The following is a 25186-nucleotide window of genomic DNA, read 5'->3' as shown; positions in this document are numbered from 1 at the left end:
CGGTTATCAGCAGCTCACTCAGGACGCACGGGGGTCTACAGCGCGACCAGCCGAGCGCTGTTGCCCCGCAGGCGTACCGAGGCCAGGGCGCCGCAGATCAGCGCCGTGCCGAGGAGCGTGCCGCAGGCCGCCGCGACGGTGTGCGTGCCGCCGGCGAGGGCCGCGTGCAGGCCTCGGGTCGCCCAGTAGCCGGGGGAGGCCGGAGCCACGTCCGAGACCCAGGCCGGCAGGACGCTGAGCGGGACGAGCGCGCCACCGACACTGCTGAGCAGCATGCCGCCGACGTCGTAGGCGGCGGACAGTTCGCCCATGCTGCGCACCAGGACGCCGAGCAGCGCGCCGAGTCCGAGCAGGGCGCAGGTCCAGCACAGCAGGACGCTCAGCAGCAGGAACGGATGCGGAACGCGCAGTCCGAGGACACCCATGCCGAAGCCGACGATCAGCAACTGCTGGGCGAGCAGCGCCGCGAAGACGGGGACGGCCTTGCCTGCGAGCAGCTCCGCGGGGTGGAGCGGTGTGCCGCGCAGCAGGTCCCAGGTGTGGGCGAGCCGTTCGGTGAGGATCGCGCTGCCGGAGATGCTCAGCGCGAGCAGCGAGAAGGTGACCAGCGTGCCGACGACGGCCTGTTCGGTGCCGGCCGTCCGGCCCTGCGCGGCGAGGTAGAGCGGGCGCAGCAGGGTGATGAACACCAGCGGCAGGATCATCCGGCTGAGCAGCGGGCCGGGTTCGCGCAGCATCAGCAGCGCGTTGTGGCGTATCAGGACACTTGCGCGGGCGGCGGACTCACGCGGCTGCATCGTGCGGCTCCGGGTCGGTTGGGGCATCTTCCTGCTCCGTGGATTCGAGGGACCGGTAGAGGTCGTCCAGGCTCGGGCGGCGGATGTCGACGGAGGAAGGTGTGCGGCCGGCGGCGAGCAGGGCGGCGAGATCGGCGCCGGGGTCCGTGGTCGACATCCGTAGCTCTGCTTCGGCTGGATCGGCGAACGACACCCTGAGCTCGCCGGGGAGATGGCGGGTGAGCTCCTCCTGGGTGCCGCGCGCGATGACCCGCCCGGCCCGCGCGAGCGCCAACGTGGCGTCGAGGTCGACGAGTTCGGGCAGGTAGTGCGTCGTGTAGACCACGGCGGCACCGGCCTCGGCGCGGGACCTGACGGCGGCCAGCAGGGCCGCCCGCGTCTCCGGATCGGCCCCGGCGGTGGGCTCGTCGAGCAGCAGCAACGGCGGAGATCCGACCATGGCGGTGGCTGCCTGGACGCGGCGGCGCTGTCCGCCGGAGAGCACACCCACGGTCCGCTCCGTGAGAGCCGTCAGGTGCAACTCCTCCAGGACACGGGTGATCTCGGCGTCCCGGCGCCGTCCGCGCAACCCCGCCAGTCCGGCGTACAGCCGCAGGTTCTCCCGCACGCTGACACTGCCGTACAGGGCCAACTCCTGTGGGGCCACGCCGAGCAGTCGTCGTGCGGCGCGGCCGGCCCGCAGGGCGTCGTGCGTCCCGACGAGGAGTCGGCCCGCGTCGGGACGCACGAGACCGGTGACGATCTCGACGAAGGTGGTCTTGCCGGCGCCGTTGTGCCCGATCAGGCCGACGATCTCACCGGGCGCGACCGACAGGTCGAAGCCGTCGAGCGCATGCCGTCGGCCGTAGCACTTCACCAGTCCGTCCGCGACGAGCATCTGCCCTCCAGGTGGCGTCCGACCCACAACGGATCCGACCTGCGACGGATCCGGGACACGGCACGTGTATACGCCGTATACGTCTACACTGTAGACCCATGAGTGGGAGACGGGAAGAGATCCTGGACGCGGCACTGGCCATCGCCGACGAGCACGGCCTCGACGCGGTCTCCATGCGCGCACTGGCCGAGCGCGTCGGCGTGACGCCGATGGCGTTGTACCGGCACGTCAAGGACAAGGCGGAGCTCCTCGACGGCATGGTCGGACGCCTGCTCGCGGCGCTGGTGCGGTCGGGCGCGGTCGAGGACCTGGCCTGGGACGAGCGGCTCAACGCCCTCGCGTACGCCGTCCGGGAGGTGACCGGGCGTCACCCCTGGGCCGCGCAACTCCTCTTCGCCCGCCCCGCCGTCACGCCGGACGGCGTCCGGGCGGTGGACATCATCTACGTCGCCCTCATCGAAGCGGGGGTCCCGGAATCCGAAGTGCCCCGGCTGGAACGCCTGGTCAGCACCTTCGTGATCGGTTTCGCCGCCTCCGAGGCCTCGGGCCGTTTCTCGCCTGGACCCGTGGACCCGCGCAGCCGACGCGGTCAGCTCCCGAACGGCGAACTTCCGGGCCACACCAGGCTCGGGCCATGGCTGGACCTGCCCGTGGACCTCACCGCCGAGTTCGAGGCCGACCTGGCCGACATCAGGCGACTGATCGTGGCGGCCGCTCGGCCGGGGGGAGCGAGCGGCGGGCTGTGACGGCCGGCTGAAGGGTGTTCCGCCGGCGCCGTCGCGGATTACAGCAGCGTCGGTGCGTGGAATTCGCCGAGGCCCGAGGTCAGGTCGCGGTCCAGCCAGTAGCGGCGCGGTTCCGCGAGCATGACGTCGACGCTGACCGCGAGGAGGCCCGGGATGCCGGCCAGTTCGTGGTCGACGAAGAGCGCCAGGGCGGAGCGGTCGGTGACCAGGCCGGTGGCGAGCACGGACATGTCGCTGGCGACGTGGGCGGCCAGCCGAGTCTGGGGGAGTCGGTCGATGCGGCGCATCACGTCGGGGGTCTGACCCGGAGCCACGCGCAGCCGGAGGATGAAGGCCGTCCGGAAGCCGAGCCACTCCGACACGATCTCCAGGCGCGGTTTGACCCAGCCCTCGTCGAGGACCCGGCGGACGACGCGGTGCGCGGTGGAGGTGGCCAGGCCGGCGGTGCGGGCGATGCTCGCGGCGGACGCGCGGCTGTCCTGGAGCAGTTGGGCGACGACGCTGCGTTCGCCCTCGCTGAGCGGTTTCGCGGGCGGTGTCGCGGTCGCCGTGCCCTCGGGGCGGGCGCCGGTGAGCTTCAGCAGGTCGGCGCGCTCGGTCTCCGTGAGGGACTGGGGGTCCCAGGTCCTGCCCCGGCGCAGGGTGCTGAGCGCGGGCAGGGCGTTGACGCGGCGGACCCCGGGGACGGAGAACATCCGGTCGATCGCCTCGCTGGTGGCCGCCTCGGACGGGGCGTGCACGACGGCGTAGAGCGGGTAGTCGCCCGAGATCTGTGCCAGCAGCTGGAGGTGGGGCAGGTCGCGCAGTCGGTGGAGGACGGCCAGCGGGGTCTCGCCGGTGACGTCGAGGAAGACGTGGACCGGCATGGCCGTGGAGTGCATGCCCCAGTCGGCCTGTCCGATCACGCGGACCATCCGCGCCTCGTGCAACCGGTCGTAACGGCGTTTGAGCGTGCTGGCGTCGGCGGCGAGGATCTCGCCGATGTCGTCCCAGGTGGCCCGGGGTGCCAGGTGGAGCGCGCCGATGAGGCGCCGGTCGAGCTCGTCGAGGAGAGGACGGGTCATGGTGCTCCACTTTAGGGTGCCGATTAATCCCACCGTTACATCCAGGGTATAGAGAATCTCTCACTCGGATGCCATTGTTCGCAGGAACGTCCCCCCAATGCACGAAGAGGTACCGATGAGTGTCACCTCCGCTCAGCCTCAACCGCAGCCCGAGCCCCCGTCCCCGCCGACCGAGCCGGAGTCGAGAGCCCTGCGCATCGCGTTCCGGAGCTTCGCGGCGATCGAGAAGATCGGCAACAAACTCCCCAACCCCTTCTGGCTGTTCTGGATCCTCGCGGGGGTCGTGATCGTCCTCAGCGCGGTACTGGCGGCGGCCGGTGTCGGCACCGTGCACCCCGGGACGCACGAGGCCATCAAGGTGCAGAGCCTGCTCAGCAAGGCCGGCCTGACGACGATGATCGAGGGGGCCGTCGACAACTTCGCGACCTTCCCGCCGCTGGCCACCATCCTCATCGTGGGCTTCGGCATCGCCGTCGCCGAGGCCAGCGGGCTGTTCACGACCATGCTGCGCCGCATGGTCGCGCGCGTGCCGGGCAGGTACCTCACCTTCGCGCTGTCGATGACCGCGATGGTCGCCCACGTGGCGGGCGATGCCGCGTACGTCACCCTCATCCCGCTCGGGGCCCTCATCTACCGTGCCGCCGGCCGCAGTCCGGTGCTGGGCTGCATCGTCGCCTACGTCTCCATCTCCGCCGGCTACGACGCCTCCCCGGCGATCACCACCACCGACGTACTGCTGTCGTCGATCTCCACCGCCGCGGCCCACACCATCGACGCGGACTACGTCGTCACCCCGGTGGCCAACTACTTCTTCGCGCTCGCCTCGTCCGTCCTCGTGGCCCTGGTGATCACACTCGTCGTCGACAAGGTCATCGCCAAACGCACGGACCTCGACCCCGACGAGCCGATCACCGCGCTCAGCGCCGAGGAACTGAAGACCATCGAGGTCACCGAGGAGCAGCGCCGCGCGCTGCGGACAACCGGCCTGGTCGCGCTCGGCTTCGTCGCGCTCCTGGCAGCGGCCCTCGTCCCCGCGTCCTCACCCCTGCGCGGCCCGGGCGGCTCCCTCGTCGAATCCCCGCTGATCACCGGCATGTCGCTGGTCCTCTTCCTGTTCTTCACCCTCCTCGGCTGGGTCTACGGCCGGATCGCCGGCACCTTCCGGGCCCCGCGCGACATCGTCGACGGCCTGGTCGAGGGCACGCGCACCTACGCCCCGATCCTCGTCCTCTTCTTCGCGATCTCGCAGTTCCTCGCCTACTTCAAGTGGACGAACATCGGCAACGTCATCGCCATCGAGGGCGCGCAGACCCTGAAGGACATGCACCTGGGCGGCTGGACCGTGCTGGTCGGCATCGCCGTACTGATCACCTTCATGAACCTCGTCATCACCAGCGGTTCCGCCCTGTGGGCGCTGGCCGCGCCGATCCTCGTGCCCATGCTGATGCTCATCGGCATCGAGCCCGAGACCACCCAGGCCGTCTACCGCGTCGCCGACTCGGTCACCAACTGCGTCACCCCCATGAGCCCGTACTTCGCGATGGCCCTGGGCTTCATCCAGCAGCACAAGAAGTCCGCCGGCATCGGCACCCTGGCCTCCTTCACCATCCCGATCGCCGCCGTCGTCTGGGTCGTCTGGGTCGCGTTCTTCGTGGCCTGGTACCTGCTCGGCATCCCCTTCGGCGTCGGCTGATCCCGCACGCCCACGACAGAGCCGCCCCCGCGTCTCCCTACGAGAAAGCAGACCATGACCGCTTCACCCGCAGCCGCCACCCTCACCGCCCGCGCCCAGGACGTCTCGTCGGGGATCGTCGACGACATCCTGACCCTCGTCCGCCACGAGACCGGCAGTTACGACCTTCCCGGCCTCGCGAGCGGCCTGGACCTCCTGCGCGAGCTGACCGTCCGGCGTCTCGGCCGGCCCAACCACGAACAGCGCCACCCCGGCGTCGAATGCGGCGACACCCTCACCCTGACCTACGCCGGCACCGGCGCCGGGCACGTCGCGCTCGTCGGTCACTACGACACCGTATGGCCGACCGGGACCCTGGCCGGATGGGAGCAGCCGGGGCCGTCCGACGACGGGCGGGACAGGCTGAGCGGGCCGGGCATCTTCGACATGAAGACCGGTCTGGCGCAGGGGATCTGGGCCCTGAGGCTGGCGCGGGAGAGCGGTGTGCCGCTGCCCACCGTCACCTTCCTCTTCAACGGCGACGAGGAGATCGGGTCCCTGTCCTCGCGGCCGGTGATCGAGGAGGTCGCGCGGAAGGCCGACGTCACGCTGGTGCTGGAGCCGAGCGCCCACGGCGCGGTCAAGACGGCCCGCAAGGGCACCGGGATCTTCCAGGTCACCGCCACCGGAGTGGAGGCGCACGCCGGGCTCGCGCCGCAGGACGGGGCGAGTGCGATCACCGCACTGTCCGAGTTCGTGGTCGCCGCCGCGAAGGTCGCCGCCCCCGAGAAGGGCACCACGATCAACACCGGCCTCTTCAAGGGCGGTTCGGCCATCAACGTCGTCGCCGGACAGGCCACCGCCGGCGTCGACATCCGGGTCAGCAGCCAGGCCGAACAGGACCGGGTCGACGCGGAGTTGGACGCCATCGAGGTCAGCGACCCGCGCGTCCGCATCGAGATCGACCACGCCTGGAACCGGCCGCCGATGACCCTCAACGCAGCCTCCGTCCCCCTGCTCGACCTCGCCCGCGCGGTCGCCCGCGACCAGGGCCGCGACGCCCTGCGCGACACCGCGGTCGGCGGCGCAAGCGACGCCAACTTCGTCGCCGCGCTCGGCCTGCCCGTGCTGTGCGGCATGGGCGCCGTCGGCGACGGAGCCCATGCCCAGGGGGAGTTCATCTACCCGGACACCGTGCCCGCGCAGACCGCGCTGGTAGCGGGCCTGCTGGAACGGCTGGCGCAGCCGCTGCGGGGCTGAGCCCGGGGGAGACCTCCCGCAGATCAGCCGGCGTGCACGAGGTCCGGCAGGGTGAGCGCCGAGTGGGCCGGTCGACCCTGCGCGGGAGGCATGGCGCTGAGCCCACGCAGCATCTCGTTGCGCCGTTCCAGGGCCCGGGCGGTGGTGGGGAAGAGCGCGGCATCGCCCTCGCCGATCAACTCCTGGTTCGCGGTCACGAATTCACGGGTGTCGTGTTCGTAGGCGGCGAACCCCTCCACCGCGTCCCGGTCGGACAGGGAAGCGGCGAGCATGTACGCACCGACGAGCGCGAGGCTGGACCCCTGCCCGGTGAGGAACGAGGGCGCGTACGCGGCGTCGCCCACCAGCGCGACCCGGCCACTGGACCAACGAGGCATGCGGATCTGGCTGACCACGTCCACGAACAGGTCGTCGGCGTCACGCATGGCGGCGACCATCCCAGGGACTTCCCACCCCGCATCGGCGAAGACCCCTGCCACCAGGTCCCGTTGGGCCTCCGGGTCACGGAACGCGCCGAACGGCGGTTCCGGGCGCGCGAAGTTGAGGAAACCGTGCACTTCGTCGCCGTCGCCCACGGCGTAGAGAGCCGCGGCCCTGCCTGGCGTGTTCCACATCATGACCTCGTGGGAGAGCCCGAGGGTGTTGCGCAGGGTGAACCCGGCGAAGCAGTACCCGAGATAGCGGTGGAACCGCTCCTCGGGGCCGAACAGGAACTCGCGGGTACGTGAGTGCAGACCGTCCGCGCCGAACACCATGTCGAACGTACGGCTGTCGCCCCCGCGGAAGGTGACGTCGACCCCGTGGCCGGTCTGGTCGAGGGTGTCGATGTGGTCGTCGAACAAGAACTCCACGTCGTCTCGGACCGCTGTGTAGAGGGCGTCGGTCAGATCCCCGCGCCGCACCTCCAGATCCTGTCCCGCGACACCGCCGGCGACGGTATGGGGGTCGACCGAAGCGACCGTGCCGCCGTCCGCGTCGAGGAAGGTGATCCGGCGCGAGTCGACGTGCACGTCCCGGAGTCGGGGCAGGATCCCCATCCGACGCACGACCTCAAGTGCGGTGCCGCGCACATCGATGGGGTAACCGCCGCTGCGGAGCGAGCCCGCCTTCTCGACCACCGTGACCGCGTATCCGTAGCGGTTCAGCCAGTAGGCGAGGGCGGGACCGGCGATGCTGGCCCCCGAGATCAGGACCTTGCGCCTCGGTGTCACGCGGGTGCCCGTCAACTGATGGGTGTGGGTCATGCCTTGACTCCCTTGTTCAAGGTGCGGACGACCAGCAGGGACAGTGCCGTGACCGCGCCGGCGACGACGAAGCCGGTGACGAAGGCCGATTCGGCCGGGTCGTCCATCCCGGGGCGGGTCCCGGCGGTGAGGAAGGCGCCACTGATCTGCGCGCCCGCGGCGAAGCCGATCACGCGCGTCACCAGGACCAGGCTGGTGGCGGTGCCGGTGTTGCCGTGATCGACGGAGGTGGCCGTCCTGACGACCATCGCCGTGACGCAGACACCGCTGGCCAGGGCGATCAGCGCCTTGCCGACGACGAGATGCCAGACCGCGGAGTGCTGGAACGCCAGGGCGACCAACGTGGCCGTCATGAGGCCGATTCCGGTCGCGACCACGGCACTTGAGCCGAATCGCCGCGCCGCGAGCCCGCCGAGCGGCCCGCTGATCGCCGCCATGACGGCGCCGGGCAGCAGATACCGCCCGATGTCGGTGGAGCTCGCCCCGAAGCCGTAGCCGTCGGCGGACACCGCGAACAGTTGCGGCACGAGATACATCGCCACGGCGGTGCCCACGCAGACGGCGAACGTGATCACGTACGAGCTCCAGATCGCGGGCTTGGCAAGGAGGTTGAGATCGACCATCGGCGAGGGCGACCGGCGTTCGACGACGGTCCACCCGGCCACGAACAGGGCCAGGAGCACGACGAGGGCGCCGAACGCGAGCGGTTGGCTGCCGGCGCTGGGCGCCAGCGCGAGCCCGAACATGAGCGTCAGCAGAATGCCGCTGAGGAGCACCAGACCTGGCCAGTCGATCCTGGCCTCCGAGCGGGCCGGCGGGTCGTCCGGCATCAGCCTCTGGACCAGCAGGGTCGCCACGACGATCGCGATCGTCGGTATCGCGAACATCCAGTGCCGGGACAGGTTTTCCGCGATGGGCCCGGCGATCAGCGTGCCCAGCATCCCGCCGCCTACGAACATCCCACTGACCACGCCGATGGCCACCTGGGACTCGCCCGGTGTGAGGTGCTTGCGGACGAGGATGAACGAGAGGGGCATCGCGCCGACCATCGCGCCCTCGAGTACCTGACCGAGCAGCAGCACCGGCAGGTTCGGCGCCAGCGAGGACACCAGGCCACCGGCCGCGACCACCGCCATCAGCCGGAGCATGACCCGTTTCCCGCCGTGGCGGTCACCGAGGTTGCCCGCGACGGGTGTGACGAGCGCGCCGGTGATGAGCATCGTGATGCTGAGTAACGCCCCTTGGGCGGGGCTCATGGACAACTCCCGTTGCAGCAGCGGGAGCGTCGGTGTCACCACCGACTCCAGGGTCCCGGTGGCGGCCGCCAGCATGCCCAGCGCCCAGACGGCGGCCTTCCCGACGCGGACCGGGGGAGCGACCAGGGTTGTGGTCATGAACGTCCTTCCTTCGTAGGCGGGCGAGCAACCAAAATTACACTACACCGTGCAGTGTAGTTGGGTTAGAGTGAGGCCATGCCGACCACGAAGACGCCGAGGCCGAAGACACCGACCGCGAAGACACTGCGCGAGGGGTCCACGCCGAAGCGGGCCGCGATCCTCGCCGCGGCCCGGGAACTGTTCCTCGCCGACGGTTTCGATCGGACCAGCGTCGATGCGGTCGCCGCCCGGGCCGAGGTGTCCAAGCGGACGGTCTACGACTACTTCGGGGACAAGCAGACGCTGTTGCAGGCGGTCGTCGACGCCGTCGGCCAGTCGCTGATCACCACGATCCGGCGCATCCTCGACGACACCCTCGCGGGCCCCACCGAAGCAGCCGCCCTGGAGGACGTCCTGGTCGGGTTCGCGACGCGCATCGCGACCGACATGCTCGGCTCGTCGGAGTACGCGACGCTGCAACGGCTGGTCCGGGCACAGTCCCGCCATGTGCCGGACGGCGGCGAGAACTCCATGGCCGACGCCCCTGAGGAGGCACTCGCCGAGCGGTTCGCCGCCTTCGCCGAGGCCGGGTTGCTCGACGTCCCCGACGCCCTGCTCGCCGCCGACCAGTTCATCGCGCTGACCTTCAACGTCGCGCTCAACAGGTTCGGTTCGGCGAATGCCGCGGAGGACGCCCGGGTCCGGCCGCTCATCGTCGAGGGAGTGCGGACCTTTCTCCGGGCGTACCAGGCGAAGTAGGGCCGGCGTCAGTCAGTCAGTCAGCCGGTCGGGCGCGGCGGAACAACGCCTGGGCGACGACCTTCGCGACCACGGCCGGATGGAACAGCACGGTCGGCGGAGCCACCATGTTGGCGACCCGCGCGAATCGGGTCCACGCCCCCGCGTCCCGGACGGACACCTCGAAGAAGTGCCGGTTGTACCAGTGGGCGAACCTCGCCGAGAGGGGCTGATGGTCCGGATTCCACATGAGATCCGAGTTGCTCGACAGGGTCCATGGGGTCAGCAGCATGCGGGCCACCGCGCGTTGGTATGTCCGGGCCAGGCCATCGAGGCCGCGTTTGCGCGTCGCGCGTTCGGTCAGTGTGCGGTCGAGCAGCTCGGCTTCCAGCGCGGCGACGGTCAGGCCCTGTCCGTAGACGGGGTTGAAGACGCAGACCGCGTCGCCGATGGCGATGAGGCGCTCCGGCCAGTCCTTCATCTTGTGGTAGAGGCGCCACTGGTTGTCGGCATTGGTGTAGCGATGCGTCGGGCCCTGGCCGGTCCGGGTTTCGAGCTGCTCGACCAGACGGCCGTTCTTGAGGCTCTTCGCGAAATCCAGGTAGGCGCCGTCCTCGATCGGCGGCATCTGGTCGTCGTATCCGACCAACGAGCACATCCAGCGGTTCCGTTCGACCGCCAGGATGACTCCGCCCCGGGGGATGTCGGGCGCGAACGTCATCTGGTAGGCCAGGTTGAAGTCCGGGTGGTTCTTCTCCGGCCGGTCGAAGGACATCGACGTGTACGTGATCCTCGCCTTGACCACGCGCTTCTCGGGCACGGAAAGGCCCAGTTCCGTAAGCCAGTTGTCCAGAGCGCCGGCCCGGCCCGAGGTGTTGACCACCAAGTCCGCTTCGAGTTCCGTCAGTTGCTCGGCGCCTTCGGCCCGGTACAGGACTCGGTCCACCCTGCCGGAACCGGTCATCCTGAGACCTTCGCAGCGTGTGGCGGACAGGAGCGTCACTTGAGGCAGCGCGAGCACCTTGCCGCGTAGGCGCCGCTCCAGTTCGTCCCGGGTGAACGTCTGAATCTCCACGCCCGTCCGGTTCCTTGGGGCGAAGCCGGTGGGCAGGAGGAAACTGAGGCGCTCTCCGTAGTCGAAGACCGGTGCCCCGATGTCCTGCAACTCCGCGCGCAGGCCTGGGAAGTACCGCTCCAGAATCTCCCCGCCTTTGGCCAGCAGGGCGTGCGCGTGGTAGCCCTGCGGTGCGTGCGGATGGGTGCCTGTGTTCTCGTCGACCACGTCCCGCTCCAGGACGACCACTTCGGAGAAATGGTCGGCCAGGACGCGAGCGGTCACGAGGCCCGCGTATCCGCCGCCGATGACCACGGCCTTTCCCCAAGTGCCACGGTGTTCGGCAGGGCTGTTCCGCACGGGTGCTTCCCCCTTGGTCGAACTCTGTTGCCCAAGAGGTACCCGGTGCTCGCCGCACCGATCTTCGACGACGGGGGCGCGTTGCGGTGTGACCGTGGCACTCGGAAACCGTCACACGCGGGGCCTGACGCGCATGGTCAGCCGTTGCGGACTCAACGTGAGCGCCATGGAAGGGCGAACTCGGCTGCCCGGTAAGGGTTCCAGACGCCACCGGGCGGCGATCGTGGCCAGGATGATGACGGCCTCGGTGAGGGCGAACTGGTCGCCGATGCACTTGCGGGCGCCACCGCCGAACGGGATGAAGGAACCGTCCGACGGACTGAGACGCTGCGGACCGCTCCAACGGTCGGGATCGAAACGCTCGGGGTCGTCGTACTGGTCGGCGCGGTGGTGGATCAGATACGGGCTGTAGATGATGGCCGTACCGGCCCGCAGGAAGTGCCCGCCGAGGCGGGTGTCGGCGGTGGTGGTACGGCTGATGAGCCAGCCGGGTGGATACAGCCGCAGCGTCTCGTCGATGACCCGGCGCGTGTACTCCAGCCTCGGCACATCGTCGAACGTGGCCGCGGTGCCGGCGAGGACGTCGTCGACCTCGGCGTGCAGTCGCTCCTCGATGCCGGGATGGTTCGTCAGCAGATGCAGCGTCCAGGCCAGGACGGCGGCGGTGGTCTCGATGCCGGCGAAGAAGAAGTCCATCAACTGGTCGATGATCTCGGCATCGGACAGACCCTGGTCCTTGTCGCCTTCGGTGGAATCGGGAGTGTCCAGGAAGACCGACAACAGGTCGTCGTCGCCGGTGCCGCCCGAGCGGCGGTCCGCGATGACACGGGCCATCGTCCCGCGCAGCCGCGAGCGCGCGCGGTGATAGCGGCGGTTGCCGGGGGTGGGGAGTCCGTTGAGCAGGGGTGGCGTGATCATGCGCCGGAAGATGCCTTCCGCGATGACGCCGAAATCCTCCAGCATCTCGGTGAGGGCGGTGGCGGTCAGGGTGTCGGCGAACACCGTCGCCACGAAACTCCGGGCGGCGATCCGCTGCATCTCGACATAGACGTCGAAGGTCCGGCCGTCGGACCAGGAACCCGTGACGGCGGCCGTCTCCTGGGTCATCACGCGTGCGTACGCGGGGAGTCGGGCGGCGCGGAACGCCGGCTGGACCAACCGGCGTTGGCGCCGGTGCTCGGCATGCGGGCAGAGCGGCAGACCGTTGCCCAGCGCCTCCCGGGCCTGTTCGATCTGCGGGCCGCCCTTGTCGAAGGTCCGGTCGTCGACCAGGACGTGACGAGTCAGCCCGGGGTCGCACACCGCGAGGGCCTTGAGCGGGCCGATACGGATGTAGACCAGGTCACCGTGCGCGGGCAGCGAGGTGAGGAACCGCAGAGGGTCGCGCATCAGCGGCAGCAGGTGGCCGAGGAAGGGAAGCCCTCCCGGAGCCGTGCCGACGGAAGAGGCCGTTGTCATGGATACCCCCCGATCGCAGGACCGATCCTCCAGCCTCAGGGACGCGGTCCGGACGAGGAGGGGCGCTCGGGGGAGCGTATGGAAGCAGAAGGGCTCGGCGTGTCCAGCCGTGCTTCCGGCGTCCTCCGTGTCCGACGCGGCAACAGGCCCTATTCCGGCGGCAGTTGCACCAACGCGTCGCGCAGCGCCGCTCGCGAGGCGACACCCAGTTTGGGGAAGAGCTGGCGCAGGTGGGCGGCGACGGTGCGGGGGGAGAGGAAGAGGCGTTCGGCGATCTGCTTGTTGGTGAGACCGGCCGCCGCGAGCATGGCGATCTCCCGTTGCTGTGGCGTCAGCGACGCGGGCCCGGTGACCCCGGCGGTGCCGAGGGACAGACCGGTCGCCCGCAGCTCGTTGCCCGCCCTCGTCGCCCAGGGGCGGGCGCCGAGTCGCTCGAAGGTGTCGATCGCGTTGCCGAGCTGGGTGCGCGCCTCCGTGGTGGCCTTCGCGCGGCGGAGGCGTTCGGCGTAGGCGAGTTGGACCCTGGCCAGCTCGAAGGGCCAGCGGTCGGTGCCGGGTACGGCGAGCGCCTCCTCGAACAGCGCGGTCGCGTCGTGATCGACCGCGGCGATCGCCGCCGACGCCTTGACGAGCAGGGCGAGACGGGGCGAGATCGCGTCGATGCCGGCCTCGCGAGCAGCGGTGGCGTGCGCCGTCGCCTCCTCGGTCCGGCCCGTCCTGACCGCGGCCTCGACGAGGTCCATGACGACGAAGAGGGCAGGCGGGACGTGCGAGGCGAGTTCCCCCGGGCGGCTGATGGCCGACGCGTGCCGGTAGGCGTCCTCGAACCGGCCGCGGCCGAGCGCGGCCAACGCCCGCGCGTGCGAGGCGCAGGAGAGGTAGGAACCCACACCGCGAGGTGTCGCCCACAGGGTCATCTCGTCCGTCAGAGCTCTGGCGGCAGCCTCGTCACCGCGCGCCGCGGCGACCAGCGCCCGTTGGTACAGGAACTCCGTCGACAGCAGCTGGTAGCTGTGGGCCTCGCCCAGATCCCGGCCCTGCGCGGCCTGTGCCTCCAGCTCGTCCCACTCACCCGCCGCGAAGTGGTCCCTGCCCAGGTAGACCAACCCCTGGATCTCCACGGCGAGCGAGCTGTTGTCCCGCCCGTCGCGCAGCACGCGCCGCAGCGCCGTCCTGCACCCCGGCAGCCGGTCCACGTAGAGGGAGGCCAGGGCGATCCGGATGACGCGGACCGGATCCACCTCCCGGTCGAGCGAGGTGATCGCCTCGTCGAGCCTCCCGAGCGCGGGCGGTGCCGTCCGCGCCGGATCGGCCATCGTGCTGAGCGCCACGGCGAGTTGGTCCGGGACCCCCGGCTTCACCAGGGTCAGCGCCTGGTGCAGCGGCTGCCACAGCTCCGCGCGCTGACTGCTCTGGCACAGCCAGGCGAGCGTGTACAGCGCGTTGACCATGGTGGGGTCGGTCGCGTCGTACGGCTGGTGCTGCATCTGGATCGCGCCGACGAGCAGCCGGTGGGCGGTGTCCAGGTCGCCCTCGCCGCTGAGCAGGATGTGGTGGGCCGCCGCGACCGCGGCGACCAGCGGCCCGGCCCGTCCGCCGTCGGCCAGGCGGGCCTCTTCGAGCAGCCTCGGCACGTCACGCAGATCGCCGGTCAGGTCCGCGCCGAGATAGGCCGCCTCGGCGATCCGCCGACTGCGCTCGTAGCCGCGCGGACTCAACTCCGCGGCGCGCAGCAGCGCGGCGATGGCACCGCCCGCGTCACCCCGCCGTACGGTGTCGCGCGCCACCCGCTCCAGCAGCACCGCGACATCCTCGTCGGGTTCGACCGCGGCGTGCGCGAGGTGCCAGGCGCGCCGGTCGGGCCGGTCAGTCCGGTACTCGGCGAGGGCACGATGCACCTCGCGCCGCTGATCGCTGGTCGAGAGCTCCACGACGGCCGAGCGCGTGAGCGGATGGCGGAAGGCCAGACGTCCGGTGCGCTCGCCCACGGACACGAGTCCCGCCCGTTCCGCGTGAGCGAGGTCCTCCATACGAGTCCGCTCGGAACCGGCCGACGCGAGGGCGCGCAGGTCGCCGGTGCCGTCCAGGACCGCGTACAGGAGGAGCAGTCGGGTCGAGGCGGGCAGCGCCTCCACGCGGGAGGCGAACACGGCCTGGAGCCGGCGGCTCAACGGCAGCAGTTCGGGCATCCCGGTGCCCGAGCGCTGCGGGCCGCTGAGGGCGGTGGGCAGTTCCAGGAGGGCCAGCGGGTTGCCCTGCGCCTCGGTCAGCAGACGCTCCCGCACGCGGGGAGCGAGGGAAGGGGCGCGCGCCTCGATCAGCGCAGCCGCCGCGTCCGCGTCGAGCGGCTGTACGTGGTGCCGGGGGACTCCGCCGTGTTCGAAGAAGCTCCCCTCACCCGACCGGTACGCGCCGAGGAAGCCGACCCTGCTGCCGCCCAGGCGGCGCGCGACGAAGCCCAGCACCGTGGCGCTGGCCCGGTCCAGCCACGGGAGATCGTCGACGACGACCAGCAACGGGCGCTCCGCGGCTGCCTGTACGAGCAGGGTCAACGCCGCGTTCGAGACCAGCAGTTGATCGGAGGGAGCCCCCTGGTCCAGTCCCAAGGCGACGCCGAGGGCGTCGCGGTGCGGATCGCTCAGCCCCTCGATCCCGGCGAACAACGGCTGAAGGACCTGATGGAGCCCCGAGAAACTGATGGTGCTCTCGAACTCCACTCCCGCGGCACGCACCACCCGCGCACCCCCGCCGTGCGCCCGCTCGGCCGCCGCGTCCAGCAACACCGTCTTGCCGACCCCGGCATCCCCGGCCAGCAGCAGCGCCCCACCGGAGAGCACGGCCTCGTCGACGAACTCCTGGATCAGTACGAGGTCGAGATCGCGCCCGACCAGACGTCCCGTCGGACCCGGCAGCGGAGACCCATCCCGGTGCATGCGCATCTCCCTTCCGACCTCGGCACTTTACCTGTGGCCCGGCCGCCACCCGCCCGCAGACCACCTGGATCGTCGGCGTCAGCCGCTGATACGACCCTTGGAGACGACTGACCTGGTCGTCGACGTCCTGCGCCGGGCGAGTTGAGAGATCACCCCCTAAATCGAATGGATGTTTTATTGCGGAGTCCGGTGGAAGGCTGCCGTACGTGTCGATCCCTCCGATTCCCTCGATCCCTCCTCTCCCCGAACAACTCGTCCGCACCGACCGTTTCACCCACGGCGTCCCCGCTCACTTCACCATCACGCCCGACGGCAGGACTGTCCTCTTCCTCCGCTCCCGCGCCGGAAGCGATCCGCTCACCTGCCTCTGGGCCCTGGACCTCGACTCCGGCGCGGAGCGCCTGGTGGCCGACCCCGTGACGCTGCGCCGGCAAAGACCGACCGACATCGGGACGTACGCCACGAGCCGAAGCGGTGATCTGGTCGCCTTCGTCCTGGCGGGGGAGTTGTGGGCGGTACGCGTCGCCGGCGGGCGACCATGGCGGCTGCCGACACCCGGCCCGGTGTCCGACCCGCGCCCCGACCCCACGGGACACCGGATCGCGTACGTCGCCGGCGGCGCCCTGCGTCTGATGGACGCGGACGGTACCGCGGACCGAGCCGTCGCCGAACCCGGCGCTCCCGACGTCGAGTTCGGGACTGCGGTGCACACCGCGGCCACCGCACCCGACGGCCCGCTCGGCCACTGGTGGTCCCCGGACGGAACCCAACTCCTCATCGCCCGAACGGACTCCAGCCGCGTCCACCCCTGGCCCGCACTCGACGCCGAGGCACCAGGACGGCGTTTCGCTGCCGTCGGTACCCCCAATGCCGACGTCACCCTCCGGATCGCCGGGCTCAACGGCCGTCTGACGCAGGCCAGTTGGGACCGAGAGGCGTTCGAGTACGTCGTCGGGGCCGGCTGGGACGGGCACGGGCCGTATGCCGTCGTGCAGTCCCGGGATCAGTGCACCGTCCGCTTCCTCGCTGTCGACCCCGGTGACGGGAGGACGACGGTCCTGCACGAGCAGCGGGACGACCACTGGGTGCAGCTCGTCCCGGGCCTTCCCGCCCGCACCGACTCCGGCGCCCTCCTCGCCCACTCCGACCTGCACGGCACCCGTCGGCTCACCGTCGACGGCGTCCCCGTCACGCCACCCGGGCTCCAACTCCGGTCCCTGCTCGGCGTCGAAGCTGATGAGGTGCTCTTCGCCGCGTCCGAGTCCGCCGAGCCCACCGAGACGCACCTCTACAGCTACGGGCACACGGCAGGTGTCCGCCGGTTGAGTTCGGGTCCTGCCGTCCACTCCGGCCTCCGCCGTGGCGGCACGCTCGTCCAGGCGGCCCGCGGCCCGGACCGCCCCGGTGGGCGGACTCAAGCGCGGCGGAAGGGGAAGCCGGCCGTCGCGATTCCCTCGTACGCCGAGCAGCCCGTGCTCGATGTACGCCTCACCCGTCTCCTCCTTGGTCCGCGTGAGCTGCGCGCCCGGCTCCATCTGCCGTCGTGGTACCGGGCGGGGAGCGGTCGACTGCCCGTGCTGGCGGATCCGTACGGGGGTGCGGCCGCGCAGCGGGTCACCGTGGAGTCGGACTGGCGGGTGCTGGTGTCGCAGTGGTTCGCCGAGCACGGGTTCGCGGTGCTCGCCGCCGATGGGCGGGGTACTCCGGGGCGTGGGCCGGAGTGGGAACGCGAGGTCCACGGCGATCTGTTCGGGGTGGCGATCGACGACCAGGTCACCGCGCTTCGGGAAGCCGCCCGGCTGCATCCCGAGCTGGATCTCGGGCGGGTCGGTATCAGGGGGTGGTCCTTCGGTGGGTCTCTCGCGACCGCCGCCGTGCTGCGCCGCCCGGACGTCTTCCATGCCGCCGTCGCAGGCGCGGGCGTCACCGACCAGCGGCTGTACAACGCCCGCTGGCGGGAGCGGAGTCTCGGTCATCCCGACCGGTTTCCGGAGCGCTACGAGGCCTGCTCGCTCGTGCGGGACGCGCCGCGCCTCGTACGGCCGTTGCTGCTGATGCACGGCCTCGACGATCGCAACGTGCCGCCCCTCAACACGGTGCGTCTGTCCGACGCGCTTCGGGACGCCGGGCGTCCGCACGAGGTGTTCCTGATGCCGGGCGTCGGTCATCAGCCGATCGGGCATCCGGTCACGGGTGAGCTGATGGAGCGTCAGGTGCATTTTCTGCAAAGGCACTTGGGCGGGTCAGGGGTGGTCCCTCTGTCTCCGTCCGGCGCAGAGGGATAACCCTCGATTGTCCCGGACCCTGCTGACATGCCTCGGTCAAGCCTGCCATCCTCCCCCCAACTGCGGCACGTACCCCCCACGTTCTCTTCACGCAGTCACGGTCCCGCACAGCTCGGCTCGTCCCGGTCAGCACACCCGGCTGCCCGGTCTGTCCGGCCGCCCCACGCGGCCACCGCAGTAGGAGAACGAGTGAGACGCAACCCCCGCAAGCGGATGGCGGTAGGAGCCCTGGTCTCCACCGCAGCCTTCCTCGCCGTCGGCATCCAGTCGGTTCCGGCGAACGCGAAGCCCGCTGCCCCCCACCCCAGCCCCCTGCGCACCGGTGGTCTGGAGGCCAAACTCACCCCGGCCCAGCGCACCGCGCTGATCAAGAGCGCGGATCAGAAGACCACCGCGACGGCCCGCACGATCGGCCTCGGCGCCGGGGAGAAACTGGTCGTCAAGGACGTCGTCAAGGACAACGACGGCACCCTCCACACCCGCTACGAGCGGACCTACGCCGGCCTGCCCGTCCTCGGCGGCGACCTCGTCGTGCACACCCCGCCCGCGGCTCAGGCCACCGGCACGGTGAGCACGACGTTCAACAGCAAGCGCAGCGTGAAGGTCGCCTCCACCACCGCCACCTTCGCCAAGGCGTCCGCCGAGACCAAGGCCCTCAAGGCGGCCAAGTCCCTCGCCGCCGAGAAGCCCACCACCGACAGCGCCCGCAAGGTCATCTGGGCCGGCAGCGGCACCCCGAAGCTCGCCTGGGAGACGGTGGTCGGCGGTCTGCAGGACGACGGCACGCCCAGCCAGCTGCACGTCATCACCGACGCCACCAGCGGCGCGGAGCTCTACCGCTACCAGGGCATCAAGACCGGTACCGGCAACAGCCAGTACAGCGGCACGGTCACCATCGGGACCACGCTGTCGGGTTCGACGTACCAGCTGAACGACACCACGCGCGGTACCCACAAGACGTACAGCCTGAACAACGGCACGTCGGGAACCGGCACCCTGATGACCGACGCCGACGACACCTGGGGCACCGGCTCGGGCTCCAACACCCAGACCGCGGGCGTCGACGCGCACTACGGCGCCCAGGTGACGTGGGACTTCTACAAGAACACCTTCGGGCGCAGCGGCATCAAGAACGACGGCGTCGCCGCGTACTCGCGCGTCCACTACAGCACGGCGTACGTCAACGCCTTCTGGGACGACGACTGCTTCTGCATGACGTACGGCGACGGCACGAGCAGCACCCACGCGCTCACCTCGCTCGACGTGGCCGGGCACGAGATGAGCCACGGTGTCACCTCCAACACCGCCAATCTCAACTACACCGGTGAGTCCGGCGGGTTGAACGAGGCGACCTCCGACATCTTCGGCACCGGCGTCGAGTTCTACGCCAACAACTCCTCCGACGTCGGTGACTACCTCATCGGCGAGAAGATCGACATCAACGGCGACGGCACGCCGCTGCGGTACATGGACGAGCCCGACAAGGACGGCGGCTCCGCCGACAGTTGGTACTCGGGCGTCGGCAACCTCGACGTGCACTACTCGTCCGGTCCCGCGAACCACATGTTCTACCTGCTCTCCGAGGGCAGCGGCACCAAGACCATCAACGGCGTCACCTACAACAGCCCGACCTCCGACGGCGTCGCCGTCGCCGGCATCGGCCGGGCCGCGGCCCTGCAGATCTGGTACAAGGCGCTGACGACGTACATGACGTCCAGCACCACGTACGCCCAGGCCCGCACCGCCGCCCTGAACGCCGCCGGGGCGCTGTACGGCACGAGCTCCGCGCAGTACGCCGGCGTCGGCAACGCCTTCGCGGGCATCAACGTCGGCAGCCACATCACCGTGCCGACCACCGGCGTCACGGTCACCAACCCGGGCAGCCAGTCCTCCACCGTCGGCACCGCGGTGAGCCTGCAGATCTCGGCCAGCAGCACCAACAGCGGCACCCTGACGTACGCCGCGACCGGCCTGCCCACCGGCCTGTCGATCAGCTCGACGGGCGCCGTCACCGGCACCCCGACGACGGCCGGCACCTACAGCACCACCGTCACGGTGACCGACAGCACCGGGGCCACCGGTACCGCCTCCTTCACCTGGACCGTCAGCTCCAGTGGCGGCGGCAGCTGCACCTCGACCCAGCTGCTGGGCAACGCGGGCTTCGAGTCGGGCAGTACCACCTGGACCGCCACCAGCGGCGTCATCACCAACTCCAGCAGCCAGGCGGCCCGCACCGGCTCCTACAAGGCCTGGCTGGACGGCTACGGATCCACGCACACCGACACGCTGTCCCAGTCGGTGACCATCCCCAGCGGCTGCACGGGGACCACGTTCACCTTCTACCTCCACATCGACACGGCGGAGACCACCACCAGCACCCAGTACGACAAGCTGACGGTCACCGCCGGGTCCACCACCCTGGCCACCTACTCCAACCTGAACGCGGCCTCCGGGTACGTCCAGAAGTCCTTCAGCCTGTCGGCCTTCGCGGGCACCACGGTCGCCCTGAAGTTCTCCGGCGTCGAGGACTCCTCGCTCCAGACCAGCTTCGTCGTCGACGACACGGCGGTGACCACCAGCTGACCGACACCGATACCGGCACGGTTTGAGGCCTCACCCCGCGCAGTGCGGGGTGAGGCCTCGGCCGTCGGTCGTAACTCTCGTACCGAACTCTCGTTGCGAACCGTCTAGTTGAAGGGGTCCAGCGTCAGGTTCGCCTGCTGCGGGTTCCCGTCGTGGACCAGGGACTCCTGGTTGCCGACGTCGTCGAAGGCGAACGCGTAGGCCTTGCCGTCCGCCATCTGCGCGTGGATCTTCTTCGCGTACTGGTTGGTGACCGAGTCCAGATAGAAGTTCGCCGTGCTGGTGTCCGGCTGGTTGGGGTTGACCAGGAGCGTGGAGCGGTTGAAGCCCGCGCACAGCGTGCGTGAAATCGGGCCGCGCACCAGGTCGTTGGGCGCGTCGAGGTACTTGTAGCAGCCGAAGATGCTGGCCGCGTCCGGCTTCTGGAAGCTGGTGACGACCGCGCCCGAACTGTTGGTGAAGTTCATGACGTCGCCCGACACCCGGCCGTAGTACTTGGTGTTCGGCTGGTCGGCGAACGGGGTGACCGTGAGGTTAGTCGTCGCGTACTTCGTCCATACGCGGTTGATGTAGTCGTTCATCACGGTGGCGGGCAGCGCGCCCGTCTCCAGCCCGTACGTGGGTGACAGGGCCCGCAGCACGGTGCCGTCGGACCGGGTCTGGATCAGGTTCGCCCAGCCGCCCGACTGCGCGCGCAGCGAGTTGAAGAACCCGTTGTAGCCACCCGACTTGAGGTGGCCGGTGGTGAGCGTGCTGCCGTCGGCGCGCACCACGCCCACCGCGTGGGGCGCGGCGAACATGTCCACCTGGCTGCTGTTGATCCACAGGCCGGAGTCGTTGAGCGTGTACTCGGACCAGCTGAAGAGAATGTCGCGGTTCGGGTCGGTCGGGTTCTGGACCGCGGGCTGCACCAGACCGCCCGTGGTCAGCTTGAAGACGAGCTTCTGTCCGTAGGAGAAGTAGATCCGGCCGGAGAACTTCGGGATCCGGATGGTCTTCGTCTGCCCGTTGGCGGGACCGGCGATGGACGCGTCGGGCGCCGGTGTCGGCGGATTGCCGCCGGCCGGCCAGGCGTGGAAGGTGCCGTTGGCGTCCGCCCAGCCCTGCTGCCCCGTACTCAGCAGGGTGCCCAGGGTGTAGACGTAGACCGCGTCACCGCGACCGGAGTTGTTGGTGAGCTTGAGGGGGATCGTGGCGGGCACCGCCGCCTCCGCGGCGGACGGTGTGATGACCGTGAGGACGGCGCCGAGCAGCGCGGCCGCCACGGCCGGCGCCATGATCCGGCGAGTGAGCTTTCTGAGCACGCTCCACCTCCTGTGGGGGGTCACTCAGGGAGATTGGTCCGTACCTGTTCTGAGAGCGCTCTCAAAGTGACACTGGGATCGCGTGCATGTCAACGGGCCGAACATGTGAATACGAGTCGGCGCCCGCGGATCGAACATCGCGGGCGCCACTGTGGGGGTCTGAGCGTCGGTCAGAAGGTGCGGTCGAGGAGGTCGAGCAGCGCCGCCCAGTGCCGCTCGTCGCCCTCCTTGTTGTAGGAGGAGGTGTCCGCCTGCGTGTAGCCGTGGTGCGCGCCGGGATAGACCTCGACGGTGTGCCGTACGCCCGCCTCGGTGAGCGCGTCCTCCAGCCGCTGCTGCTGCTCGGGCGGGAGCGAATGGTCCTCGTCGGCGTGGCCGAAGTACAGCTCGGCGGTGACGTGTCGGGCCACCAGGTGCGGGCTGTCCGGCGTGTCGGTCGCCAGGCGTCCGCCGTGGAAACCGGCCGCGGCCGCGACCCGGTCCGGGTAGGTGCCGGCGGTGAACAGGGCCAGCCGGGCGCCCATGCAGTAGCCGGTCAGCGCGACCGGGCCGTCGGTGACGAGCGGCGAGTCGGCCAGCCAACGCAGATAGGCACCCGCGTCCCGCATGGCGAGCTCGGGCGTCAGAGCCTGCATCACCGGCATGATCTGCTCGAAGATCTCCGGCCGCGCCGACGGGTCGATGAACTCGGGCAGGTCGAAGACCGGCGTACGGCCGCTGCGGTAGAACACGTTCGGGACGAGCACCGTGTAACCGGCCGCGGCGATCCGGTCGGCCATCGACTTCAGGTGCGGGCGGATGCCGAAGGCGTCCTGGTAGAGCAGGACGCCCGGGTGGGGACTGCCGTCATCCGGATGGGCCAGATAGGCGTCGGCGACGCCGTCCTCGGTGGGGATGTCCACGTCTGATCCCTGTACGGAGGTCATGGGGGCTGCCTCTCTGCGCAGTCGGCGGCGAGTGACCGGGCGGCCTGACGGGCCGGGTCACGGTCATCGTTGCACGCACCATTCACCTGCCTGAGGCGACCCCCGCCGTCGGCGCGAGCGGCCTCACTCGAACCGTGACGTGTCCCCGGCCCCCTTGCGGATGATCTCCGCCTCGCCGCCGGAGAAGTCGATGACCGTCGTCGGCTCGGTGCCGCAGTCCCCGGAGTCGACGACCGCGTCCAGCACGTGGTCGAGGCGGTCCTTGATCTCCCAGCCCTGCGTCATCGGCTCCTCCTCGTCGGGCATCAGGAGCGTGCTGGACAGCAGCGGTTCACCGAGCTCGGCGAGCAGGGCCTGGGTGACGACGTGGTCGGGAATGCGTACGCCGACCGTCTTCTTCTTGGGGTGCTGGAGCATGCGCGGCACCTCCTTCGTCGCCGGCAGGATGAAGGTGTAACTGCCCGGCGTGGACGCCTTGATGGCACGGAACACGTCGTTGTCGATCCGTACGAACTGACCCAGCTGCGCGAAGTCCTGGCACACGAGCGTGAAGTGGTGCCGGTCGTCCAGGTGCCGGATGGTGCGGATCCGGTCGATGCCCTCCCGGCTGCCGAGCCGGCATCCGAGCGCGTAACAGGAGTCGGTCGGGTAGGCGACCAGCCCGTCGGAGCGGATGATGTCGGCGACCTGGGAAATGGTGCGCGGCTGCGGGTTGTCGGGGTGCACGTCGAAGTACTTGGCCATTCGTCGAGCTTAGGGCGTGCTCAGGCGGCCGGCCGCCGGGGACATCCCGCCGGTCGCAGACCGCGACCGGCACAGAACGGTGAGGTAACGTCCCCGACCGGGACGCCGGGGCCGACACGGCGGACGAGAAGGACGAGACGAACCGGGAGAAGGCCGAGATGGCAGGCCGAGAGGACGGGAGCCGCCCCGCGGACGGGACGGACGTCGACGGTGGGGCATGGACGCGGGAACTCCTCGACCAGCTGCGGCCGGGCGGACGGGACCTGCGCAAGGTCGTCGCGTGGCTCGCGGACGCCGTGCGGGGGACGGCCTGCCTGGAGGACGGCGCCGGGAACCTCCTCGCGGGCACCCGGACCCCGCTGGACCGGCACCTCGTCGCGGACCTGGTCACCGGGCGGATCGCCTCCGCGGCCTGGGAGGACGCCGGCCGCCACCAGCGCCTGGTCCGGGTAGCGTCGACGGATCCCGGCGCGGCGGCCGTGCTCGCGGTCTGCCGCACGGCGCCCTTCGACCGGCGGACCTCCGACATCGTCACCCACACCGCCCAGGTGGTCGAACTGCTGCTCAGGGCGCGCGAGACGACCGCGGCCGACCGCCGGCTGGCCCGGGCCACCTCCGACCTGCGGCTGGCCATCCTGCAACTGCTGATGGTGGAGGACACCGTCTCCGCGCGCCGGGTGGCCTCGGGCCTGTGGCCCGGACTGCTCGACACCGACTCCGCGTGCGTGTACGTCCTGGAGAGCCTGGCCGAGGACCGCGACCGGATCGCCGAGGAGTGCCTGGACGCGACGGCCGAGCACGCGCTCGTCGTGCGCTGCCCCGCGACGGACGAACACGTCATCGTCGTCACCCCGCGCGACGCGGCGGGGCGCGAGCTGAGGACCGTGATCGACCGGCGGGCGAGCACGTTCCTCGGCGGCAGCGCCCCGCACAGCCTCGCCCGCACCGCGACCGCGTACGGCCAGGCCGTCAGCGCCCTGGCCGTCGCCCGCTTCCGCCCGGACAAGCAGGCCGTGTACGCCGAACGCACCCACCCCGAGCGGCTGATGGACCCGGACACCCTGCATGAGTGGACGGCCCAGGTGCTGCGCCCGCTGGACACGCTGGCCCACCACACCCACGCCGAACTCCTCGCCACCACCCGCCTCGGCCTGGAGTTCACCGCCGTCAGCGCCGCGAAGATACTCGGCGTCAGCCGCAACACCGTCCGCGCCCGCATGGAACGCGTCGAGGCGCTTCTGCACGCCGACTTCACCGATCTCACCGTCCGTGCCGTCGTCCACCTCGCCCTCAACGCCCAGGCGGGACTCGCCGACGAGCCGCGGCTGTCCCTCTCCGGCACGGCGGAGGGCGACCGCCTCGGCGACCTGCTGGCCGGACCGGCTCTGCGCGCGTGGGCGCACGACCTGCTCGGGCGCCTGACCCCGGACGCCCGCGACCTGCGCCGCACACTGCGGGCCTGGATCGCCGCCGGCGGCAACGCCGAGCGGGCCGCCCACGCGCTGGGCATGCACCCGCAGACGGTCCGCGACCACGTACGCAGCGCCGAACCGGTCCTGGAACGCCAGTTGCTGGCCGGCGGCAGCGATCTCTACGAGGTCGTCCTCGCCCATCTGGCCCTCGGCGACCTCGACCCGCCCGCCCTGCACCGGACAGAACCGGACCATCCGGGCTCACCCGTGCACAGGTGAGCCCCGTGGCCGCCGCAGAGGGCATTGGCACGATTCACAACGTATGGGTCCCGCGCGTAAGTTCGATGCATCGC

At 70.5% G+C, this 25186-nt stretch carries 18 protein-coding genes; 7 read left to right on the top strand and 11 right to left on the bottom strand.

Features of this window, described 5'->3' with window-relative positions; translation table 11 throughout:
- Positions 1 to 35: 35 nt before the first annotated feature.
- Positions 36 to 797 carry an ABC transporter permease gene (locus ACIP6U_RS31255; RefSeq protein WP_401724704.1) on the bottom strand — a complete coding sequence of 254 codons (762 nt, stop codon included), beginning with the start codon at positions 795 to 797 and terminating at the stop codon, positions 36 to 38.
- A complete protein-coding gene (locus tag ACIP6U_RS31250; RefSeq protein WP_401724701.1) occupies positions 784 to 1674 on the bottom strand; it encodes an ABC transporter ATP-binding protein in 891 nt (296 codons plus the stop codon). Before ACIP6U_RS31250 ends, ACIP6U_RS31255 begins: the two co-directional genes overlap by 14 nt.
- A 98-nt stretch (positions 1675 to 1772) precedes the next feature.
- On the opposite strand from ACIP6U_RS31250, the gene ACIP6U_RS31245 reads away from it, so the two are divergent.
- Complete coding sequence (locus tag ACIP6U_RS31245; protein ID WP_401724698.1) at positions 1773 to 2420, top strand: TetR/AcrR family transcriptional regulator; 648 nt, start codon at positions 1773 to 1775, stop codon at positions 2418 to 2420.
- 38 nt (positions 2421 to 2458) lie between these two features.
- On the opposite strand, the gene ACIP6U_RS31240 is transcribed toward ACIP6U_RS31245, so the two are convergent.
- A complete protein-coding gene (locus ACIP6U_RS31240) occupies positions 2459 to 3484 on the bottom strand; it encodes an Lrp/AsnC family transcriptional regulator (protein ID WP_401724696.1) in 1026 nt (341 codons plus the stop codon).
- Between the two features lie 115 nt (positions 3485 to 3599).
- On the opposite strand from ACIP6U_RS31240, the gene ACIP6U_RS31235 reads away from it, so the two are divergent.
- Both ACIP6U_RS31235 and ACIP6U_RS31230 read left to right on the top strand, forming a co-directional pair.
- A complete protein-coding gene (locus tag ACIP6U_RS31235) occupies positions 3600 to 5177 on the top strand; it encodes an AbgT family transporter (RefSeq protein ID WP_401724693.1) in 1578 nt (525 codons plus the stop codon).
- 54 nt (positions 5178 to 5231) lie between these two features.
- Positions 5232 to 6416, top strand: coding sequence for a M20 family metallopeptidase (locus ACIP6U_RS31230; protein WP_401724690.1), 1185 nt, complete (start codon positions 5232 to 5234; stop codon positions 6414 to 6416).
- Positions 6417 to 6439: 23 nt separating this feature from the next.
- Here the strand turns inward: ACIP6U_RS31230 and ACIP6U_RS31225 are convergent, their stop codons facing one another.
- Complete coding sequence (locus tag ACIP6U_RS31225; protein WP_401724687.1) at positions 6440 to 7660, bottom strand: FAD-dependent monooxygenase; 1221 nt, start codon at positions 7658 to 7660, stop codon at positions 6440 to 6442.
- Complete coding sequence (locus tag ACIP6U_RS31220) at positions 7657 to 9054, bottom strand: MFS transporter (RefSeq protein WP_401724684.1); 1398 nt, start codon at positions 9052 to 9054, stop codon at positions 7657 to 7659. The genes ACIP6U_RS31225 and ACIP6U_RS31220 overlap by 4 nt, the downstream gene beginning before the upstream one ends.
- A gap of 78 nt (positions 9055 to 9132) precedes the next feature.
- On the opposite strand from ACIP6U_RS31220, the gene ACIP6U_RS31215 reads away from it, so the two are divergent.
- Positions 9133 to 9795: a TetR/AcrR family transcriptional regulator gene (locus ACIP6U_RS31215; RefSeq protein WP_401724681.1), complete on the top strand. Its 663-nt coding sequence runs from the start codon at positions 9133 to 9135 to the stop codon at positions 9793 to 9795.
- A gap of 16 nt (positions 9796 to 9811) precedes the next feature.
- Here the strand turns inward: ACIP6U_RS31215 and ACIP6U_RS31210 are convergent, their stop codons facing one another.
- The 3 genes from ACIP6U_RS31210 to ACIP6U_RS31200 all read right to left on the bottom strand — a co-directional run bounded on the left by ACIP6U_RS31210 (position 9812) and on the right by ACIP6U_RS31200 (position 15579).
- Complete coding sequence (locus ACIP6U_RS31210; RefSeq protein WP_401724678.1) at positions 9812 to 11188, bottom strand: NAD(P)/FAD-dependent oxidoreductase; 1377 nt, start codon at positions 11186 to 11188, stop codon at positions 9812 to 9814.
- Positions 11189 to 11299: 111 nt separating this feature from the next.
- Positions 11300 to 12646 carry a cytochrome P450 gene (locus tag ACIP6U_RS31205; RefSeq protein ID WP_401724675.1) on the bottom strand — a complete coding sequence of 449 codons (1347 nt, stop codon included), beginning with the start codon at positions 12644 to 12646 and terminating at the stop codon, positions 11300 to 11302.
- Positions 12647 to 12795: 149 nt separating this feature from the next.
- Positions 12796 to 15579, bottom strand: coding sequence for an ATP-binding protein (locus ACIP6U_RS31200; protein ID WP_401724672.1), 2784 nt, complete (start codon positions 15577 to 15579; stop codon positions 12796 to 12798).
- 206 nt (positions 15580 to 15785) lie between these two features.
- Between ACIP6U_RS31200 and ACIP6U_RS31195 the strand changes: the two genes are divergently transcribed.
- Together ACIP6U_RS31195 and ACIP6U_RS31190 are read left to right on the top strand one after the other, a co-directional pair.
- Positions 15786 to 17864 (top strand): prolyl oligopeptidase family serine peptidase, encoded by a 2079-nt coding sequence (locus tag ACIP6U_RS31195; protein ID WP_401724669.1) that lies wholly within the window; start codon positions 15786 to 15788, stop codon positions 17862 to 17864.
- Between the two features lie 213 nt (positions 17865 to 18077).
- The gene (locus ACIP6U_RS31190; protein WP_401724826.1) at positions 18078 to 20447 is read left to right on the top strand and encodes a M4 family metallopeptidase; all 2370 of its coding nucleotides are present in this window, start codon (positions 18078 to 18080) and stop codon (positions 20445 to 20447) included.
- Positions 20448 to 20551: 104 nt separating this feature from the next.
- Here ACIP6U_RS31190 and ACIP6U_RS31185 read toward each other — a convergent pair whose 3' ends face one another.
- The 3 genes from ACIP6U_RS31185 to ACIP6U_RS31175 all read right to left on the bottom strand — a co-directional run bounded on the left by ACIP6U_RS31185 (position 20552) and on the right by ACIP6U_RS31175 (position 23421).
- Positions 20552 to 21724: a glycoside hydrolase family 64 protein gene (locus ACIP6U_RS31185; protein ID WP_401724823.1), complete on the bottom strand. Its 1173-nt coding sequence runs from the start codon at positions 21722 to 21724 to the stop codon at positions 20552 to 20554.
- A 197-nt stretch (positions 21725 to 21921) separates the two neighbouring features.
- Positions 21922 to 22677 (bottom strand): dienelactone hydrolase family protein, encoded by a 756-nt coding sequence (locus ACIP6U_RS31180; protein ID WP_401724667.1) that lies wholly within the window; start codon positions 22675 to 22677, stop codon positions 21922 to 21924.
- Positions 22678 to 22800: 123 nt separating this feature from the next.
- Positions 22801 to 23421 (bottom strand): L-threonylcarbamoyladenylate synthase, encoded by a 621-nt coding sequence (locus ACIP6U_RS31175; RefSeq protein ID WP_401724664.1) that lies wholly within the window; start codon positions 23419 to 23421, stop codon positions 22801 to 22803.
- Positions 23422 to 23579: 158 nt separating this feature from the next.
- On the opposite strand from ACIP6U_RS31175, the gene ACIP6U_RS31170 reads away from it, so the two are divergent.
- Positions 23580 to 25112 (top strand): helix-turn-helix domain-containing protein, encoded by a 1533-nt coding sequence (locus ACIP6U_RS31170; RefSeq protein WP_401724661.1) that lies wholly within the window; start codon positions 23580 to 23582, stop codon positions 25110 to 25112.
- Positions 25113 to 25186 lie beyond the last annotated feature (74 nt).

This window comes from Streptomyces sp. NPDC088794 (assembly GCF_044750545.1).
Taxonomy (GTDB): Bacteria; Actinomycetota; Actinomycetes; order Streptomycetales; family Streptomycetaceae; genus Streptomyces.
Note: the sequence above shows the minus strand (reverse complement) of the source record. Positions and strands in the feature narration are given on the sequence as shown.